Here is an 18,261-nt window from a genome sequence, read left to right as displayed (position 1 = left end):
TTTGCCCGACACGCTGGACCTATGCTGACCGCCTTCTTCAAGAGCCTGGGCCAACTGGGCGACCGCGCGATATTAAGCGCGCTGGGATGGACCTTGCTGTGCGCGGCGCTGATCTTCGGCCTGACCGGCTGGGGGCTGTGGCAGGGTCTGGCCTGGGCGATGGGGCGCCATGGCGGCCCGCTGTCCGATTATGCCGAATGGACCGGGCTGCTCGCGGTGATTGCCACGATCATCGCGTTCTGGTTCTGGTGGCGCGTCGTCGCGATCGCGGTGCTGCAGCTGTTCGCCGACCGCATCGTGATCGCGGTCGAGCGCAAGCACTATCCGCAGGCCGCGGTCAGTGCCCGCGATCTGCCTTTGGGGCCGTCGCTGGCGATGGCGCTGCGCAGCCTGGGCCGTGCGCTGCTGTACAACGCGATTGCGCTGCCCTTCGCGCTGATCCTGCTGTTCACTGGCGTTGGCGCGCCGATGCTGTTTCTGGCAATCAACGCGGTGCTGGTCGGACGCGATCTCGACGAGATGGTATCCGCGCGGCATCCGGGGCTCGCGCAAGCCAGCCCGTCGCGGACCAACCGTTTCGTGCTTGGGCTGATCGCCAACCTGCTGCTGCTCGTTCCCTTGGTCAATCTGCTCGCACCGATTATAGCCGCCGCGATGGCCACGCACCTTTTTCACCAGCGCAAGGCCGCAGGGGCTAGATCATGAACCGCACACTCGCGATTGCCACGCTGACACTGGGACTGGCCGCCTGCGCCGCGCCGCAGCAGGTCGCTGCCCCTGCCCGCCCGGTCGTGCCCTCGCGCAGCACCACGCTGTCGGAAAAGGGGTTGGAGGCGATCATCGGCAAATCGGTGCGCGATCTCGAACGGATGTTCGGCCAGCCGCGGCTCGATGTGCGCGAATTCGATGCCCGCAAGCTGCAGTTCGTCGGCAGCGCCTGCGTGCTCGACGCGTTCCTCTATCCCGAAGGATCGGGCGGGACGCAGGTGGTGACGTATATCGATGCCCGGCGCAGCGACGGCCAGTCGGTCGATCGGGCGGCGTGCGTGGAAGCGTTGAAAAAATAACCTTCGTCATTCCCGCGAACGCGGGAATCCCGCTTGTCCGCCAGAGCTAGCGAAAGAAGCGGGACCCCCGCCTGCGCGGGGGTGACGTGAAGGTCAGAACACCGCCTTGGGCGTTCCCTCTTCCATCATCGCGGCGCGCACCATCGGCACCGGGGGGCCGCCATAGGTCAGGAACGCGTCGTGGAACGCCTTCCACGCATCGCGTCCGCCCTTGTCCGCGGTCCAGTCGGCGCGAAGCTTGCGGATCATCAATTTGCCCAGTGTGTAATTGAGATAGCCCGGATCATAGGTGCCGCGCAGCGCCTGCTGGCGGGCATTGCCCTCGTCGATGAAGCACTGCTCGCGGAACATCGCCAGCGACTGATCGACGCTCATCCCGCCGGTGTGCAGACCGATCGCCGAAAGATAGCGGCAGTTGCGCAGCAGCGCGTTGGCCAGCTGGCCGATATGAACCTCGGGATCGCCCTTGCCCAGGCCCGCTTCCCACATCATTTCCTCGGTATAATGCGCCCAGCCCTCTGCATAGGCATAGCCGACGAACAGCCGCCCGAAGAACGATTTGGCACGATTGGCATGCAGGAAGTTGAGGAAGTGCCCGGGCCAGACCTCGTGCACGCTGGTGAACATCAGGTCCTTTTTGGGCGGGATATACTCGGCCTGCACTTCAGGCGCCCAGGACGGATCGGGCGGCGAGATATAATAGATCGAGGGCAGGCCTTTCTCGTACGGGCCGGGGATGTCGATATACGCCGAGTTCTGGCGGTTGTACGGCGGTGATTCCTCGACCTTGGCCTCTTCGGTTCCGGGGATCGAAACCAAATCCTTGTCGACCAGGAACGCTCGCAGCTCGGGCAACTGTCGCCGCGCCTCGGCGACAGGTCCATCCTCGGGCTTGTCGAGCGACAGCTTGGCCATGCATTCGGGCATCGTCGAACCCGGCGCGAACTGCGCGCACGCGGTGGTGAGCGCCTGCTGGTTGCGCTTGAGATCCGCCTCGCCGATCGCCTTGAGCTCGGCCATCGGCAGATCGACCATCTCGGTGCTTACCAGCATCTGCGAAAACAGCTCAGGACCCAGCGCATAGCCCACCTTGGCATTGGGCTTTTCGGTCCTCAGCCAGTCGGCCAACCCCTGCATCGCCTCGCTGGCTTCGGCGGTGGCGGACTCCAGATCGGCCTTGATCCCCGCATCGCTGACATCGGCAAACGCAGCGCGCGCATCGCCGATGAAGAAGCTGGCATAGCCGCCAAATGCGTTGACGCCATAGTCGATCGCATAAGGGTCAAGCGGGGTGCGCAGATTGCTGCGGATCTGCTCGGCCGCCTTGGGCACGCCGCGCGCATAGGCGATAAACGCCTTGGCGCGCGTATCGACATCGGCATAGGGCCGGGTGACATAGACCGACGGGTCGAGCGTGCCGGTGTAGAACGCAGGGTTGCGGTGCGGCCAGTCGGCCTGTTTCAGCCAGAACAGCTTACCGCGTGCCACCGCCATCAGATAGTCGCGCTCGAACCTCTGTTCGGCATCAAGTGTCGCAGCATCGATCGCCTGCGCATCGGCGAGCGTCTTTTCCAGGAACGCGGTGTGATCGGCCAGACCCTGTTCCGACCAGTCGGGAAGCTTGCCATCAAACTCGTGCCGCCCCTGATAGACCGCAAAATCAGGATTGCGCGCGAAATAACCGGTCAGGAAGGAATCGACGAACTTGCCCCAGTCCGACGCTGTATCGATACCGGTGGCTTTTTCGGTGCGATCGACAGGCTCTGCCGGCGGCATGCCGCACGCGGTCACCAGCACTCCAAGCGACACTGCAGCGAGAAGCTTTTTCGACCAGTTCATGCGCGACCCCTTGCTCTGCCCATCACCTCGAAATCCTCCCCGTTCCGGGTGCGGATTTGAAGCTATCCGCCATTGCTGACACCATCGCCTTCGCATGGGAAGAGCAATTCTTTCGCAACCGCACAACATACATCGCGCATGGTCGCAAGTTCATCTTGCTTGCCGCCCGCCGCTTGCTGGCTTACCGGACGGCGATGGACAATCCAGCCGCCCCTCACCCCTTTACCATCCCCAATTACCGCGCTTACTGGCTGACGCGGCTGACATCGATGCTGGCCTTGTACTGCATGATGCTGATCGTCGGGTGGCAGGGCTACAACATCGCGCGCGAAACGATGGACATTGCCTCGAGCTCGGCGCGGCTGGGGATGATCGGGCTGCTGCAGTTCGCGCCTTTGTTCGTGCTGACCCCGCTGGTCGGGTGGATTGCGGACCGGATGGACCGGCGCTTCGTCGCGCGGATCGTGCTGCTGTGCCAGGCAGCGATCGCCGCGACTCTGGCGTGGACCACCGCACAGGGTCTGATCAGCCTGCCGATTCTGTATGTGATCGCCGCGCTTCTCGGCACCGCGCGCGCCTTTCTCGGCCCCTCGCTGAGCGCGCTGGCCCCCAATCTGGTGCCCAAGGCATCTTTGCCCACCGCGATCGCTCTGTCATCGATCGCTTGGCAGTCGGGCATGCTCGTGGGCCCCGCCATCGCCGGCCCGCTCTATGCGATCCGCCCCGATCTGCCGTATATCGTCAGCGCCTGCCTCTACACGGTGGCGGCCTTGGCGATGATGACCATCGGCCCGGTGCCCCGGACAATCATGGACAAGGGCAAGGGCCCGATCGCACAGATCATCGACGGCATGGCCTATGTCGGCCAGAACAAATTGGTGCTGGGCGTGATTACGCTCGATCTGTTTGCGGTGTTCCTCGCAGGGTCCACCGCGTTGCTGCCGGTGTTCGCGCGCGATATCCTGCAGGTCGGTGAACAGGGGTTGTCGCTGCTGGCATCGGCGCCAGCGGCCGGCGCGGCCTTGGTGGCGTTGGTGTTCTCGTTCCGCCCGATACGCTACAATGTCGGCAACAAGATGCTTGCGAGCGTGCTCCTGTTCGGGCTTGTCACGATCGTTTTCGGGTTCAGCAAGATCCTGATCGTCTCGATGGCGTGTCTGTTCATCGCAGGCGCCGCCGACATGTTCAGCGTCTATGTCCGCCAGTCGCTGATCCAGCTCAACACTCCCGATGACAAGCGCGGCCGGGTTTCTGCGGTGTCGCTGCTCACCGTGTCGGCATCGAACGAACTGGGCGATGCATTTTCAGGCATGCTCGCCTGGCTGATCGGTCCGGTCGCAGCGGTTGTCGCAGGCGGCGGGGGTGCTATATTGATTACAGCGCTGTGGGCCCGGCTGTTTCCGCAGATCGGCGCAGCGCGAAGCTTTGATCCTACGGAGGAAGAAGCGCACCCTCGATCCCAGGCCCATTCCCCCGCGCCGAAAACGCCGGCGCCCTCTGCAGGAGAGACCACATCATGATCGCATCGAGCATTCTCGAAACCATCGGCAAAACCCCGCACGTCCGCATCAACCGGCTGTTCGGAGACGCGCAGGTCTGGATCAAGTCCGAGCGCAGCAACCCCGGTGGATCGATCAAAGACCGCATCGCATTGGCAATGATCGAGGCAGCCGAGGCCGATGGGTCGCTGCAGCCGGGCGGCACGATCATCGAACCCACATCGGGCAACACCGGGGTTGGCCTGGCGATGGTCGCGGCGGTCAAGGGCTACAGGCTGGTGCTGGTGATGCCCGAGAGCATGTCGATCGAGCGGCGTAGGCTGATGCTGGCGTTCGGCGCAACCTTCGACCTGACCCCGCGCGAAAAGGGCATGAAGGGCGCTATCGAACGCGCACAGGAACTGGTCGACGCAACCCCGGGATCATGGATGCCGCAGCAGTTCGAAAACCCTGCGAACATTGCGGTCCATGTCCGCACCACCGCAATGGAAATCCTCGCCGATTTCGCCGACACGCCGATTGACGCGCTGATCACCGGGGTGGGCACCGGCGGCCACATCACGGGATGCGCCGAAGAGCTCAAGAAGCACTGGCCAAGCCTGAAGGTCTATGCGGTCGAACCAACGCTGTCGCCGGTTATCTCGGGCGGGCAGCCCGGACCGCACCCGATCCAGGGCATCGGCGCGGGCTTCATCCCCGGCAACCTGCACACCCGCTTGATTGACGGGGTGATCCAGGTCGATCCTGCCGACGCCAAGGTGATGGCGCGGCGTTCGGCCAGCGAGGAAGGCATGCTGGTTGGCATTTCCTCGGGCGCAACGCTCGCCGCGATCGCGCAGAAGCTTCCCGAGCTGGGCAAGGACGCGCGCGTACTTGGCTTCAACTACGATACCGGTGAGCGCTATTTGTCGGTGCCCGATTTCCTGCCCGAATAAGGCGCCTCACAAAGGCGTTTTCCGGCGGACGCCGCAGAACGATGCTTTCGCGGTTTCGGAATCCGCGCGTTTAGGAGAATGACGAGGATACAGCGCAAAAACGCCAAAGGCCGGGAGATTACTCTCCCGGCCTCCGGTTGCGACCCCGTAGGGATTTAGATTATTCTGCGGCTTCCATCGGATCAGCCTTGTCGGGCTGGCCGTCACCGTTCGTATCCCATGCATCGGCCTGGCCGTCGCCGTTACGATCCCAAGCGTCTGCAACACCGTCACCGTTCGAATCGATGGTGGCTGGCGGAGCCTGCTCAGCAGTTGCGGGTGCTTCGAGAGCCGGCGATTCGTTGGTCACCGGTGCTTCGGGAAGCATTTCCTGCGCCATTGCGGGGGTTGCCGCGAGTGCGCCGGCTGCGATCAGGGTTCCAAAAATAGTGTTTTTCATGAGTTCTTCTCCTCGTGATGCGACCCCTCAGCAGGGCCTTATAAAATTGCGGAGGGTTATCGTCGCTCCGCAGCATTAACGATGGACCCCGGCGGGTGTTCCTTAGCGCCAGCATCCTTGGAGTGAAGATCCCGATGGTTCCCACAATCCGCCGCAAAAACCGAGCGCGTTAACGACAACGTTTATGCAAAGCTGCGATCAACGGTTTTCTGTCGGCGATAAAAAACGTCATCAACTCACCGCAAAATCAAATGACATGACATGACAAGGGCGCCTCCGGTCTCCCGAAAGCGCCCCTGAGAACAGCTAGCAGCTGTTTTGAAGGTTAAGCGGCGACGAAAAGCTCGGGCTCGAGCGCCATGATCGCCTCGGATCCCGCCTCGATCTTGCGACGCAGCGCGCCGGCGTCGGGCATGATCCGCTCGGCGAAATAGCGCGCGGTCTTGAGCTTGGTCTCATAGAACACCGCGTTGCCGGTGCCCGCATCCAGCGCAGCGATCGAAGCGCGCATCATCCGCAGCCACATTAGGCCCAGCGCTACGATGCCCATTATGTGCATATAGCTGTGTGCGCCTGCGCCGACGTTGTTGGGGTTGGCCATGCCGTTCTGCATGAACCACATCGTCGCGGCCTTGAGCTCGCCTGCGGCCTTCTCAAGCCGGGTCGCGAAATCGGCCAGGCGCTCGTCGGCCTTGGCCTCGGCGCACTCGCTGTCGAGAATGCCGAACAGGGTCTGCACCGCGCGACCACCGTTCTGCGCCAGCTTGCGGCCGACCAGATCCATCGCCTGCACGCCGTTGGTACCTTCGTAGATCATCGCGATGCGGGCATCGCGGACATACTGCTCCATGCCCCATTCGGCGATATAGCCGTGGCCGCCATAGACCTGCTGCATGTTGGTGGCGATCTCATAGCCCTTGTCGGTGCCGTATCCCTTGATCACCGGGGTCAGCAGGCTGATGATGTCGTCGGCGGCGACGCGCTCTTCCTCGGTCTGCGCCTTGTGGGTGAGGTCGACCTGCAAGCCGCCCCACAGGATGAGTGCGCGCAGGCCCTCGTTGATCGCCTTGGCTTCCATCAGCATCCGGCGGACATCGGGGTGGACGAACAAGGTGTCAGCTTTTTCATTGGCATCTTCAGCGCCCGTGAGCGCACGGCCCTGGCGGCGATCGCCGGCATATTGCACCGCGTTCTGGTACGACACCTCACCCATCGACAGGCCCTGCCCGCCGACGCCGAGGCGCGCTGCGTTCATCATGATGAACATCGCGGCGAGGCCCTTGTTTTCTTCACCCACCAGATATCCTGTCGCCCCGTCATAGTTCATGACGCAGGTCGAGTTGCCGTGGATGCCCATCTTGTGCTCGATCGAACCGCACGACACCGCGTTGCGTTCACCCAGCGAGCCATCGTCGTTGACAATGAACTTGGGGACGATGAACAGCGAGATGCCCTTGACGCTGTCGGGCGCATCGGGGGTCTTGGCGAGCACCAGATGGATGATGTTCTCGGTCAGGTCATGCTCGCCCGACGAGATGAAGATCTTGGTACCGGTAATCGCATAGGCGCCGCCGGGTTGCGGAACAGCCTTGGTGCGGATGAGGCCCAGATCCGTGCCGCACTGCGGCTCGGTCAGGTTCATCGTGCCACTCCACTTGCCGCTGATCATGTTGGGCGCGAACTTTTCCTTCTGCTCCTGGCTGCCCTTGGCAAGGATCGCCGAGACCGCGCCATGGGTAAGGCCAGGGTACATGGCAAACGCCATGTTGCTCGACGACATAAACTCTTCGAACGCGATGCCGACGACATGCGGCATGCCCTGCCCGCCGAACTCTTCGGGCGCTGCCAGCGTGCCCCAACCGGCTTCGCAGTACTGCTCGTACGCAGCTTTGAAGCCGTCGGGGGTGGTCACGGTGCCGTCCGCGTGGCGGGTGCAGCCCTGGAGGTCACCGACCTGGTTGAGCGGGAACAGCACTTCCTCGACGAATTTGCCGGCTTCTTCGAGCACGGCGGACAGCACGTCGGGGGCGGCATTGTCGAAGCCGGGCAGGTTGGAATATTTCTCGATACCGAGCACCTCGGTCAGGATGAACTGGGTGTCGCGCACGGGGGCGGTGTACTTGGGCATATCAATGTCCTCTTAAACAATGGCGATCAGTGTTTCAGGCCAGTTGGGCCCGATTGGGGCGTGGTCCGTGTGGCAACAGCCCACATAAGTCGTTGGGCGGTAAAGCCCGGTTTCTCAGGCCCAAGTTCTTAGGCCCAAGTTCTTAGGCCCAAGCTCTTAGGCCCAAGTTCTTAGGCCCAAGTTGTTAGGCGAGGTCTTCGAGTTCTACTCGCTCGACCATTTTCACGAACTGCGAAAGCTCCTGGATCGAGCTTTCGATGTCCTTCTTCTGCTTGCGCATCAGCGCGATCCGTTCCTTGCAACGCTGCAGCGTCACCCGGCGCTGTTCGCGCCTGCCGTCACCGACGTCATACAGATCGATCATCTCGCGGATTTCACCGAGGCTGAAGCCGACATTCTTGGCGCGCATGATCCAAGCCAGCCGGGCACGATCGCGTTTGGAATAGACCCGGGTGAGGCCTTTTCGCTCGGGCGCGATCAGTCCCTCGTCCTCGTAGAACCGCAGCGCACGCGCGGTCACGCCGAATTCGTCCGAAAGATCGGAGATGGTGTAGCTGTCCCGATTTTGCAGATCGGGCGTGTCGATGCGGCCAAGGGTCGAACGGTCATGCATGGCGAAAGGGACTACATTCCCTTGACGTAAACGTCAAGCAAAATCAGCCATCGCAAAGCCTTTCGATCGATCGCCCGCGCGCCCTGGCGGCAGCATCGTCACCGGGTTCGATCAGCGCGAACGATGCCCCCGCGAGGCTTGCGCGGCTGTTGCACACCGCCTCGCATCCATCGGGAAGACTGCCCGGCAGCGCAAGGCCGCTGCCGTCAAAGTGCGCGTCGAAGCTGCAATCCGAAATCGCGTTGCCCTTGCCGCTGCGGTTGAGACTGATCCGTGCCTGCTCGCCGGTCAGGCTGGCGACGCCCTGTGCCTCGCACTGGGTGGTACTGCCAAAGGTCACCAGCACACCGACCGCATAACCGCCCTGCCGGTCGCCGCGCGCGCAAAACGCATCGTTGCCGGTCCCGCCGGTGTCGGCAAAGCTACCCGCCAGATCGATCGCCTGCGGGTCGGCGATGACTCCCGCCTCGATCGCTGCAGCATCGAGCGGGGTAACCGAAGCCTCGTCGTCGCCAGCGCGGGTTTCGCTGCACCCGGCCAGCACCAGGCAGGCAAGCGCAGCGAGCCGGATCACGCAATCCGCTCCAATGCGCCGTCGGACGCGACCTTGCGGTAAAAGCACGAAGGCGCGCCGGTGTGGCAGGTCGGCCCGGCAGGCGATGCGCTGACCCACACCGCATCCTGATCGCAATCGATCCGCAGCTCGACGAGCTTGAGCACGTTGCCCGAGGTCTCGCCCTTCTTCCACAGGCTGGCGCGCGATCGCGACCAGAAATGGACCTCGCGGGTTTCGATCGTCAGCGCCAGAGCTTCGGCATTCATATGCGCGATCATCAGCAGCGCACCGCTTGCCGCATCGGTAACGGCGGCGGTGATCAGCCCTGCGGCATCATATTTGGGATCCAGGACCAGCCCGGTTTCGCGCAGATTTGCCATGACCCCCGGTTAATCCCCCATATCCGCCTGTGCAACACGGTTAACAAAAAATGACCTGTGACAAAAGCAAGACAAACCCACAAGGCGTCCCTATAGGGGTCGCGAACCAGCCAGCTGCAACCGAATCGGGCGCGCGACATGATCACCACAAATCCTTTTGACGATGACAAACTCCGCGAAGAATGCGGGGTCTTTGGCGTAGCCGGGGCCATCGATGCCGCCGCGATGGTGGCGTTGGGGCTGCACGCGCTGCAGCACCGCGGCCAGGAAGCCGCAGGCATCAGCAGCTTCGACGGCCGCCTGTTCCACAACCACAAGGCGCTGGGCCATGTCGCAGGCAACTTCGATTCCGAAGACATCATGCGTTCGCTCAAGGGCGAATGGGCGATCGGCCATGTGCGCTATTCGACCACCGGCGAAACCGCGCTGCGCAACGTCCAGCCGCTGTATGCAGAGCTGGCGTCGGGCGGATTTGCCATCGCGCACAATGGCAACATCTCCAACGCGATGAAGCTGCGGCATGATCTGATCCGCACCGGATCGATCTTTCAGTCGACATCGGACACCGAGACGATCATCCATCTGGTCGCGACATCGCGCTACCGCACTTTGCTCGACAAGTTCATCGATGCGCTCAAGCAGGTCGAGGGGGCGTATTCGCTGATCTGCCTTACCGACAGCGGCATGATCGCCTGCCGTGATCCCTTGGGCATCCGCCCATTGGTGATGGGCAAGATCGGCGATACCGTGATCTTCGCTTCGGAAACCGTCGCGCTCGACATCGTCGGCGCGGAGTTCGTGCGCAGCGTCGAGCCCGGCGAGCTGGTGGTGGTCAGCGGCGGCGAGATCCGCTCGCATCGTCCGTTTGCCGAGAAGAACTCGCGCCCCTGCATCTTCGAGCATGTCTATTTCTCGCGGCCCGACTCTATTGTCGATGGCTCGTCGGTGTACACCGTGCGCAAGGCAATCGGCGCGCAGCTGGCGATGGAAAACCCGGTCGATGCCGATCTGGTTGTTCCCGTCCCCGACAGCGGCACTCCTGCTGCGATCGGCTATGCCCAGCAATCGGGTCTCCCGTTCGAGCTGGGCATCATCCGCTCGCATTATGTCGGGCGCACCTTCATCCAGCCGGGCGATGGCGTGCGGCACCTGGGCGTCAAGCTCAAGCACAACGCCAACCGTCCGCTGATCGATGGCAAGAAGATCGTGCTGATCGACGATTCGATCGTGCGTGGCACAACCAGCCTCAAGATCGTGCAGATGATGCGCGATGCGGGTGCTGCCGAGGTCCACATGCGCATCGCCAGCCCGCCGACGATGCACAGCTGCTTCTACGGGGTCGACACGCCTGAACGCTCGAAGCTGCTTGCCGCGCAGAAATCGATCGAGGAAATGCGCCAGTTCATCCAGGCCGACAGCCTGTCGTTCGTCTCGATCAACGGCCTGTATCGGGCGCTGGGCGAATCCGAGCGTCAGGACAACAAACCGCGCTATTGCGATGCCTGCTTCACCGGCGATTATCCCACATCGCTGACCGATCTGGCCGAGCGCGAGCAGCCCAACCAGCTGACCCTGCTGGCCGAACGGGTCGCCGGCTGAGGACTTTTTCAGATATGACCGACAAGATTTTCGAAGGGCAGATTGCCCTTGTCACCGGCGCCAGCCGCGGCATCGGCGCCGCCACCGCCAAGGCGCTCGCCGCTCGCGGCGCGCACGTCATCCTCACCGGCCGTACCGCCAGGGACCTCGAAGCCGTCGAGGACGCGATCTTCGAGGCTGGCGGCAACGCCACCATCGCGCCGCTCGATCTGAGCGATGGCGAGAGCATCGCGCGACTCGCGGTCGCGATCGGCCAGCGCTGGAAGTCGCTCGACATGCTGGTGCTCAACGCAGCTATGCTGGGAACGCTCGGCCCGGTTCCGACGATCGATGGCAGCGAATTCAACCGGGTGATGACACTCAACGTGCTGAGCGCACAGGCGATGATCGCGCATTTCGATGCTATGCTGCGCGAGAGCGGCAAGGCGCGGGTCGTTGCGCTCACCAGCTCGGTCGCGGCAACCCCGCGCGCCTATTGGGGCGCCTATGGGGCCTCGAAGGCGGCGCTTGAGGTGCTGCTGTCATCCTATGGCGAGGAAATGCGCAACATCGGCAAGGTTCGCACCGCAATCGTTGATCCCGCCCGCACCCGAACCGCGATGCGTGCCAAGGCCTATCCGGGCGAGGATCCGTCGACGGTCAAGGAGCCCGAGGTCGTAGCAGACGCGATCGCCGATCTGCTCGCCAGCGATTTCGAGACCAACCACCGGCTCGTTCTGCAGGGCTGACACTGCCGTTTCGTCCGCGCTAAAAGACGTTACCCAGACTAAAGCCCTCCCCCTTGATGGGGGAGGGTTGGGTGGGGGTGATCTCTTCGAATTGCGTAAGATGTGCGTTATCGAGCCACCATCACCCAGCCGCACCATCACCCTCACCGCTGCGACTACGCCTCAAGCTGCCAAGTCTCGCTGCCTCTCCCATCAAGGCAGAGGCGAACTTCACTGGCGAGCCTCGCCGTCAGCAAGATTGCCCCCTTCCCTTACGGCCCGCGTAATCCTTATGGATTATGACAGTTCTAAATTAACATCGCCACAAATCAGTAATTGTTGCGACGCACAATCGTCACTGGTCGCGGGCAATGGCCGAGCATTCACTCCAATCCGAGGATATGCTCCGATGCACTCATCGCTTTTCCGTCGCCCTGCCCGGGCGTCGCTCCTGGCGCTCGCCACCGTTCTGGCTGCCAGCCCCGCCATCGCGCAGGACCAGGCCGACACCACTACTGCCAACGACGATCTGATCATCGTCACCGCGCAGAAGCGTGAGCAGTCGATCAAGGACGTGCCGATCACCGTCTCGGCGATCAGCGGCGACCAGATGGACAGCATCGGCATCGACGAGTTCGACGAGCTGTCGGCGTTCATCCCCGGCCTCAACATCCAGGAGCAGAGCGCCAACAACCCCGGCTTCGTGATCCGCGGCATCACCTCGGATTCGGGCAGCGCGCAGGTCGCGCCGCGCGTTACCATCTATCTGAACGGCATCGACGTCTCGCGCTCGCGCGGCTCCTATTTCGATCTGTTCGACATCGACCGGATCGAAGTCGTGAAGGGCCCGCAGGCAACCCTGTTCGGTACTGCCGCCACCATCGGCGCGATCTCGGTGATTACCGCCAAGCCCGAACCGGGTTTCAAGGCCGACATTCGCGGCAGCTACGGTAACTTCAACCTGTATGAAGGCCGCGCGATGATCAACGCGGGCAACGACAAGATCGCAGGCCGCATCGCCGCATCGTACAAGAAGCGCGACGGCTATATCCGCAACATCGCCAACAATCCCGGCACCGTCTCGGCGCGCGACGTCCGCTCGGATCAGGACGACCTCAACGGCATCGACCAGCTCGCGGTGCGCGGCTCGCTGCGCATCTGGCCGACCGACAGCAGCACGATGGATTTCGTGTTCAACTATGAACAGCAGCGCAACCCTGGCACCGCGTTCATCTCGGGCACGTTGCCGCGCAGCGGCGGAGACACCGATCCGTTCCGCGTCGGTGAAGTCGGCGGCGCACCCCGCGCGATCAGCGAGGCGATCCTGGGGCTGCCCGAACTTGGCCTCAAGCGCGAAGTCTATGATGCCAACGTCACCTTCGAGACCGAAATGAGCGACAACTGGTCGCTGACCGCGATCGGCGGCTATCGCAAGTTCGACAGCCTCGAGGTATTCGATGCCGATGGTTCGGGCCTGTTCTTCCTCGAGTTTTCGGAAGACGCCAAGGGCGAGCAGTTCAGCTACGAGACCCGCTTTGCCTATAACAGCGACCGATTGCGCGGCTTCTTCGGCTTCAACGTGTTTCACGAACAGGGCACCCAGCGCGTCCCGTTCGCGACCGAAGAGGGAACGTATATCGGTTGCTCGACCGCAGCGTTGCTGGCTCCGTTGCGCGCCGGGCTGGCGGCTGCGCTTGGGGTGCCTTCCGCACAGAGCTGCCAGACGCTGAACAACCCGGCGCTCCCCAATCGCGCCACCGCGCTGCTGACCAATGGCGCGGCCTCGCAACTGCTGTATTCGAGCGAGTTCACCAACGGCGGCAAGAACACCAGCTACTCGGCCTTTGCCGACATGACGTTCGATGTTTCGGACCGTTTCGAGCTGACCGCAGGCGTCCGGTATCTGTACGAAGAGCGTACCTCGACCTATAGCGCCATCGCAGGCGCCAGCCAGATCGTGGCAGCCTTCGGCACACCCGGGGTCTCGCTGCTGGGCACGGTCGACACGCGCGGCCAGGTCTTCCGCCAGAGCGACAATTTTGATGCGTGGTTGCCGCGCTTCAATGCGCTCTACCGGATCAGCGACGCCGTCAACGTCTATGCCACCATATCCAAGGGCCGCCGTGCTCCTGTGCTCAACCTGAGCGCGCGTGCCACGACGGCAGGTCCAGTGGCGGCATTCACTCCGGTCGAACAGGAAACGGTGTGGAACTATGAAGGTGGCATCAAGGGCGCGTTCGGAGCCTTCAATGGCTCGGTCGGCGTGTTCTACCAGGATTACTCCAACTTCCAGACCAGCTTCATCAATGACCAGGGAGAAACCAGGAGCGAAAATGCGGGGAGCGCCGGCAACCTCGGCGTCGAGGTTGAAGGCGCGCTGCGACTGAGCCCCAATTTCCGGATGTTCGCCAATTATGCGTTCATTGACGCCAAGGTCGAGTCACCCAATCCGCTGTTCAACGACAACCGCTTCCGCCTGCAGTCCAAGCACACCGCCGCTGCGGGAATTGACTTCAACCTGCCCGTCAGTGACAACGCGGCGATCTTCTTCGTGCCCACGGCCACCTACAGCAGCAAGCAGTTCTTCGAGATTCCCAACCGCGAGGAAATCAGCGAGAACGGCTATTTTCTGGCGCACGCCCGTGCGGGAGTCCGCTTCAACGACGGCGCGTTTGAAATCACCGCCTTCGCGCGCAACCTGTTCAACGAGAAATATCTGATCGACGCCGGCAACACCGGCGGCGCATTCGGCACCGCGACCTTCATCGCGGGCGAACCCCGGCTGTACGGCGTGCAGGTGGGCGCCAAGTTCTGATCTGAAACAACTAGCCTGATGAGCCCTCCCCCTTGATGGGGGAGGGTTGGGTGGGGGTGATCTCTCCGGATTGGTCAATCGATCACGAACGCGCGATCACCCCGCCCGCTCAGCCTGAGCCTGTCGAAGGCCCAGCACAGACACCAGCCCAGCTTCAAGCCGTTCTCCGGCGAAAGCCGGAGCCCAGCAGCCGGATTGTATTGTGGTCGCCCTGGGTTCCGGCTTTCGCCGGAAAACGGCACAGCAATCTGGCAACAGGATTCGCGTGGCCTTCGACTGGCTCAGGCTGAGCGGCGATTGGACGCAGTCAACCCTCCGGCCGTAACACGTCCAGCCCACCCATATACGGCACCAAAGCCTCGGGCACGCGGACCGAGCCATCGGCCTGCTGATAGTTCTCGACGATCGCAACCAGCGTCCGGCCGATCGCGAGCGCCGAGCCGTTGAGCGTGTGGACGAACTCTGTATTCTTCTCGCCCTCGGGCCGGAAACGCGTGTTCATCCGCCGCGCCTGATAATCGCCGCAGTTCGAGATGCTGGCGATTTCGCGATAGGCGTTCTGCCCGGGCAACCACACCTCAAGATCGAAGGTCTTGGCGCTAGCCTGGCCCATGTCGCCCGCGCATAGCAGCATCTTGCGATAGGGCAGCCCCAGCGCTTGCAGGATCGCCTCGGAGGCTGCGCACATCCGCGCATGCTCCATGTCGGAATGCTCAGGCGCGGCGATCGTCACCAATTCGACCTTTTCGAACTGGTGCTGGCGGATCAGCCCGCGGGTGTCGCGGCCGGCAGAGCCTGCTTCCGAGCGGAAGCAGGGAGTCAGCGCGGTGAGCCGGATCGGCAGTTCGGCCGAAGTGAGGATCTGCTCGCGCACGCTGTTGGTCAGGCTGACTTCCGACGTGGAGATCAGCCAGCGGCCATCGGTGGTCTGGAACAGGTCCTCGGCAAACTTCGGCAGCTGTCCAACGCCGAACACGGCCTCGTCACGCACCAGATACGGCGTCGCGCATTCGTTATAGCCTGCCTCAACCTGGGCATCGAGCATGAACTGCCCCAGCGCGCGGTTCATCCGCGCGATCCCGCCGCGCAGGAAGGTGAAGCGCGCGCCCGAAATCTTGGCAGCGGTCTCGAAATCCATGCCCAGCGCCGGGCCGATATCGGCGTGCTCCTTCGGAGCGAAATCGAACTGCGGAATGTCGCCCCAACGGCTGATCTCGACATTGCCCGCTTCGTCCAGCCCGTCGGGAACGTCCTCCGCAGGCAGGTTGGGCAACAGCGCCAGCCGCTCGGCCAGCGCCGCCTCGCCTGCCCTGGCCTGTTCCTCAAGATCGCCCAGCCGGGTCTTAAGCTCGGCAACCTCGGCCTTGAGCGCGTCGGCACGTGCGGTGTCCTTTTGCGCCATCGCCTGGCCGATCAGCTTCGATGCCTCGTTGCGTCGGGCCTGGGCGGTCTGCGCGCCGTTCAGCGCCTCGCGCCGCCGGGCGTCGAGCGCGATGATGTCGGCGGCAACGGGAGCAACGCCCTTGCGTGCCAGTGCGGCGTCAAAAGCCTCGGGGTTTTCGCGGATGAATTTGATGTCATGCATGGGGCAAGCCTATGCCCTGCCCCGACGGCCAGATGCAATCGCCAATCTGCGCAAAATCGGTGTGCGCAGCCAAGCGTGTGGTGACCAGCAGCGCCCGACAGAAAAAGGGCGACCCTGCCGGAGCGGGGTCGCCCTTGAATGCGGCGATCAGGCAGCGGTGACGGACGCTGCCGGACGATCAATCCGCATCGCGGTCCTTTGTAACGTCCTTGCGCTTGGCAAAGCGGCGACGCACCGCCAGGGCCAGAGCGCCGGCCCCAAAAAGCAGCACAGCAGGCGGCGCCGGCACATCGGTCGGCGGCGGCGGCGGAGGTGGAGGTGGTGGTGGCGGCGGATCGACCGGCGGATGCGGATCGCCGAAGCTGGAGGATCCACCAGTCGAGGTCGACGTCGATGTAGAGGTGGACGATGACGTCGATGAAGATGTCGAAGACGAAGACGAGGTCGAAGACGACGAGCTGGTCGACGACGAGCTGCTGGTGCTCACATTACCCGATGACGTGGATACGTTGCCTGAAGAGGTGGATACGTTGCCTGACGAGGTCGATACATTGCCCGACGAGGTGCTGACACCGCCGGTTGATGTCGAAACGCCGCCGGTTGACGTGGACACGCCGCCGGTTGATGTCGAGATACCACCGGTCGAAACGCCGCCCGTCGAGGTGCTGGTCGATCCGCCCGTGCTGGTGAACCCGCCGGTCGAGGTGCTGGTCGATCCGGTCGAGGTGATCACGACGCTGCCGCCACCACCACCGCCGCCACCGAAAAAGCCACCGAAAAAGCCGCCGCCGATGCCGCCGCCAAAACCGCCGCTGCCGCCGACAACGACCGGGAAACCGCCACCGCCGCCACCAAATCCGCCGGTGTCCTGCGGCAGAGGCGCAGGGTAAGGCAAGGGCAGCGGGATCGGAGACGGCTGGGTGCTGACGGTCACGACCTGGGGCGTGCAGCTGCTTGTGGTGCGCGCAACAGCCGTGCGCGCTCGCTTGATCTGACGGACCGGGGCCTTGGCGACCTGGCGGCCGCGAATCGGCTTGCTGGTCTTGGCCTGTCGGTACTGCTTCACCTGAGCAGGAGGCGTATCTGCAACATGCACCGCACCACCGCCGATGATTGCACCGCCGCAGGTACAGGCGCACAATTTTGCCAAGGCCATCCGTACAGACATTGTGTTTTCTCTTTCAGCGCAGGGAGGCTGCTTTTCGACCTTCCAGTACCCAAACCGGGGTCGGGTCAGCATCCCGATATGCTAGGCAAGCCAGAACAAAGCGTTAATCTCAATGCTGTTAACCTTGATTTGACAATCTGTGCGACAAAAAACTACGCTTCTATTGTGCTTACTCCCCCGCCTGTCCCGAATTGGAACCATCTGCGGAACCCAGATTAACCTATATCATCCCAGCGGCGCCCTCAGGGTGCTGCGGAATTGGTGCATGCAATGCCACGACTCCGGTTGACCTTACGGCAACACGGGATGCTCAACGATCCTGTTGATTTCTCCCCGATTCCCAAGCTTTCCAGCTTGTGTGGCCATTGCACGCTGGCTATAGGCGCGATCAACATAAGGCCGACGGAATGTGTCCGACCTTGGGCGCGCGCTGCCGGTACTGCTATCCACTGGGAGCATCCAATGGCGTCCATCTCGACCGCGATTGACGATATCGATGTGTTGGCCAAGGCGCGCAAAAGTATAGAAGGGGATTATTTCCCGTCTTCTGATGAAGACTATATGAGCGCACGACAGCTGGAATATTTCCGAGCCCTGCTGCAGGAGTGGAAAAGCTCAATCCTCGCTGCCTCCAAGGGCACCTTGCAGCAGCTTCAGGATGGCCCGATGCGCGAGCCCGATCTTAACGACCGTGCCTCGAGCGAAACCGACTGGGGCATCGAACTGCGCACCCGCGATCGCCAACGCAAGCTGATCGCCAAGATCGATTCTGCGCTGCGCCGGATCGACGAGGGCGAATACGGTTATTGCGAAGTCACCGGCGAGCCGATCGGCCTGGGACGCCTGGTTGCACGCCCCATCGCGACGATGACGGTCGAGGCGCAGGAAGCGCACGAACGCCGCGAGAAGATATCGCGCGACGACTGATTTT

Annotated in this window: 16 protein-coding genes; 8 read left to right on the top strand and 8 right to left on the bottom strand. The window is 62.8% G+C overall.

What is annotated here, in order from left to right:
• Positions 1 to 21: 21 nt before the first annotated feature.
• Positions 22 to 705 (top strand): EI24 domain-containing protein, encoded by a 684-nt coding sequence (locus tag IEW00_RS05170; RefSeq protein ID WP_188513324.1) that lies wholly within the window; start codon positions 22 to 24, stop codon positions 703 to 705.
• Positions 702 to 1,067, top strand: coding sequence for a hypothetical protein (locus tag IEW00_RS05165; protein ID WP_188513323.1), 366 nt, complete (start codon positions 702 to 704; stop codon positions 1,065 to 1,067). Before IEW00_RS05170 ends, IEW00_RS05165 begins: the two co-directional genes overlap by 4 nt.
• Before the next feature lie 93 nt (positions 1,068 to 1,160).
• On the opposite strand, the gene IEW00_RS05160 is transcribed toward IEW00_RS05165, so the two are convergent.
• Positions 1,161 to 2,906, bottom strand: coding sequence for a DUF885 domain-containing protein (locus IEW00_RS05160; protein WP_188513322.1), 1,746 nt, complete (start codon positions 2,904 to 2,906; stop codon positions 1,161 to 1,163).
• Positions 2,907 to 3,100: 194 nt separating this feature from the next.
• Between IEW00_RS05160 and IEW00_RS05155 the strand changes: the two genes are divergently transcribed.
• Positions 3,101 to 4,426 carry an MFS transporter gene (locus IEW00_RS05155; protein WP_188513849.1) on the top strand — a complete coding sequence of 442 codons (1,326 nt, stop codon included), beginning with the start codon at positions 3,101 to 3,103 and terminating at the stop codon, positions 4,424 to 4,426.
• Entirely contained in the window at positions 4,423 to 5,340 is a 918-nt protein-coding gene (gene cysK, locus IEW00_RS05150) for a cysteine synthase A (protein ID WP_188513321.1), read from the top strand. Before IEW00_RS05155 ends, cysK begins: the two co-directional genes overlap by 4 nt.
• A 160-nt stretch (positions 5,341 to 5,500) precedes the next feature.
• Here cysK and IEW00_RS05145 read toward each other — a convergent pair whose 3' ends face one another.
• From IEW00_RS05145 to hisI, 5 genes are all read right to left on the bottom strand, one after another.
• Positions 5,501 to 5,779, bottom strand: coding sequence for a hypothetical protein (locus tag IEW00_RS05145; RefSeq protein ID WP_188513320.1), 279 nt, complete (start codon positions 5,777 to 5,779; stop codon positions 5,501 to 5,503).
• A gap of 325 nt (positions 5,780 to 6,104) precedes the next feature.
• The gene (locus IEW00_RS05140) at positions 6,105 to 7,907 is read right to left on the bottom strand and encodes an acyl-CoA dehydrogenase C-terminal domain-containing protein (RefSeq protein ID WP_188513319.1); all 1,803 of its coding nucleotides are present in this window, start codon (positions 7,905 to 7,907) and stop codon (positions 6,105 to 6,107) included.
• A gap of 184 nt (positions 7,908 to 8,091) precedes the next feature.
• Positions 8,092 to 8,520 carry a MerR family transcriptional regulator gene (locus IEW00_RS05135; protein ID WP_188513318.1) on the bottom strand — a complete coding sequence of 143 codons (429 nt, stop codon included), beginning with the start codon at positions 8,518 to 8,520 and terminating at the stop codon, positions 8,092 to 8,094.
• A gap of 43 nt (positions 8,521 to 8,563) precedes the next feature.
• Positions 8,564 to 9,094, bottom strand: a complete 531-nt coding sequence (locus IEW00_RS05130) for a hypothetical protein (RefSeq protein ID WP_188513317.1) — start codon at positions 9,092 to 9,094, stop codon at positions 8,564 to 8,566.
• Positions 9,091 to 9,456, bottom strand: a complete 366-nt coding sequence (hisI, locus tag IEW00_RS05125) for a phosphoribosyl-AMP cyclohydrolase (protein ID WP_188513316.1) — start codon at positions 9,454 to 9,456, stop codon at positions 9,091 to 9,093. Before hisI ends, IEW00_RS05130 begins: the two co-directional genes overlap by 4 nt.
• Positions 9,457 to 9,594: 138 nt before the next feature.
• Here hisI and purF point away from each other — a divergent pair, with 138 nt between their 5' ends.
• The 3 genes from purF to IEW00_RS05110 all read left to right on the top strand — a co-directional run bounded on the left by purF (position 9,595) and on the right by IEW00_RS05110 (position 14,577).
• Positions 9,595 to 11,055, top strand: coding sequence for an amidophosphoribosyltransferase (purF, locus tag IEW00_RS05120; protein ID WP_188513315.1), 1,461 nt, complete (start codon positions 9,595 to 9,597; stop codon positions 11,053 to 11,055).
• Positions 11,056 to 11,069: 14 nt separating this feature from the next.
• Positions 11,070 to 11,783, top strand: a complete 714-nt coding sequence (locus IEW00_RS05115; RefSeq protein WP_188513314.1) for an SDR family NAD(P)-dependent oxidoreductase — start codon at positions 11,070 to 11,072, stop codon at positions 11,781 to 11,783.
• Between the two features lie 388 nt (positions 11,784 to 12,171).
• Entirely contained in the window at positions 12,172 to 14,577 is a 2,406-nt protein-coding gene (locus IEW00_RS05110) for a TonB-dependent receptor (protein WP_188513313.1), read from the top strand.
• Between the two features lie 307 nt (positions 14,578 to 14,884).
• On the opposite strand, the gene serS is transcribed toward IEW00_RS05110, so the two are convergent.
• Both serS and IEW00_RS05100 read right to left on the bottom strand, forming a co-directional pair.
• A complete protein-coding gene (gene serS / locus IEW00_RS05105; RefSeq protein WP_188513312.1) occupies positions 14,885 to 16,162 on the bottom strand; it encodes a serine--tRNA ligase in 1,278 nt (425 codons plus the stop codon).
• Between the two features lie 178 nt (positions 16,163 to 16,340).
• Positions 16,341 to 17,330: a PEP-CTERM sorting domain-containing protein gene (locus tag IEW00_RS05100; RefSeq protein WP_188513311.1), complete on the bottom strand. Its 990-nt coding sequence runs from the start codon at positions 17,328 to 17,330 to the stop codon at positions 16,341 to 16,343.
• A 462-nt stretch (positions 17,331 to 17,792) separates the two neighbouring features.
• On the opposite strand from IEW00_RS05100, the gene dksA reads away from it, so the two are divergent.
• Positions 17,793 to 18,257: an RNA polymerase-binding protein DksA gene (dksA, locus tag IEW00_RS05095; protein ID WP_188513310.1), complete on the top strand. Its 465-nt coding sequence runs from the start codon at positions 17,793 to 17,795 to the stop codon at positions 18,255 to 18,257.
• Positions 18,258 to 18,261: the final 4 nt, after the last annotated feature.

The sequence above is a fragment of the Blastomonas aquatica genome, from assembly GCF_014639875.1.
Classification (GTDB): domain Bacteria; phylum Pseudomonadota; class Alphaproteobacteria; order Sphingomonadales; family Sphingomonadaceae; genus Blastomonas; species Blastomonas aquatica.
Note: the sequence above shows the minus strand (reverse complement) of the source record. Positions and strands in the feature narration are given on the sequence as shown.

Bases quoted from the DNA above. Each gene is read 5' to 3' on its own strand.
- IEW00_RS05170 (WP_188513324.1), top strand. From the start codon at position 22: ATGCTGACCGCCTTCTTCAAGAGCCTGGGCCAACTGGGCGACCGCGCG.
- IEW00_RS05165 (WP_188513323.1), top strand. From the start codon at position 702: ATGAACCGCACACTCGCGATTGCCACGCTGACACTGGGACTGGCCGCC.
- IEW00_RS05160 (WP_188513322.1), bottom strand. From the start codon at position 2,906: ATGAACTGGTCGAAAAAGCTTCTCGCTGCAGTGTCGCTTGGAGTGCTG.
- IEW00_RS05155 (WP_188513849.1), top strand. From the start codon at position 3,101: ATGGACAATCCAGCCGCCCCTCACCCCTTTACCATCCCCAATTACCGC.
- cysK (WP_188513321.1), top strand. From the start codon at position 4,423: ATGATCGCATCGAGCATTCTCGAAACCATCGGCAAAACCCCGCACGTC.
- IEW00_RS05145 (WP_188513320.1), bottom strand. From the start codon at position 5,779: ATGAAAAACACTATTTTTGGAACCCTGATCGCAGCCGGCGCACTCGCG.
- IEW00_RS05140 (WP_188513319.1), bottom strand. From the start codon at position 7,907: ATGCCCAAGTACACCGCCCCCGTGCGCGACACCCAGTTCATCCTGACC.
- IEW00_RS05135 (WP_188513318.1), bottom strand. From the start codon at position 8,520: ATGCATGACCGTTCGACCCTTGGCCGCATCGACACGCCCGATCTGCAA.
- hisI (WP_188513316.1), bottom strand. From the start codon at position 9,456: ATGGCAAATCTGCGCGAAACCGGGCTGGTCCTGGATCCCAAATATGAT.
- purF (WP_188513315.1), top strand. From the start codon at position 9,595: ATGATCACCACAAATCCTTTTGACGATGACAAACTCCGCGAAGAATGC.
- IEW00_RS05115 (WP_188513314.1), top strand. From the start codon at position 11,070: ATGACCGACAAGATTTTCGAAGGGCAGATTGCCCTTGTCACCGGCGCC.
- IEW00_RS05110 (WP_188513313.1), top strand. From the start codon at position 12,172: ATGCACTCATCGCTTTTCCGTCGCCCTGCCCGGGCGTCGCTCCTGGCG.
- serS (WP_188513312.1), bottom strand. From the start codon at position 16,162: ATGCATGACATCAAATTCATCCGCGAAAACCCCGAGGCTTTTGACGCC.
- IEW00_RS05100 (WP_188513311.1), bottom strand. From the start codon at position 17,330: ATGTCTGTACGGATGGCCTTGGCAAAATTGTGCGCCTGTACCTGCGGC.
- dksA (WP_188513310.1), top strand. From the start codon at position 17,793: ATGGCGTCCATCTCGACCGCGATTGACGATATCGATGTGTTGGCCAAG.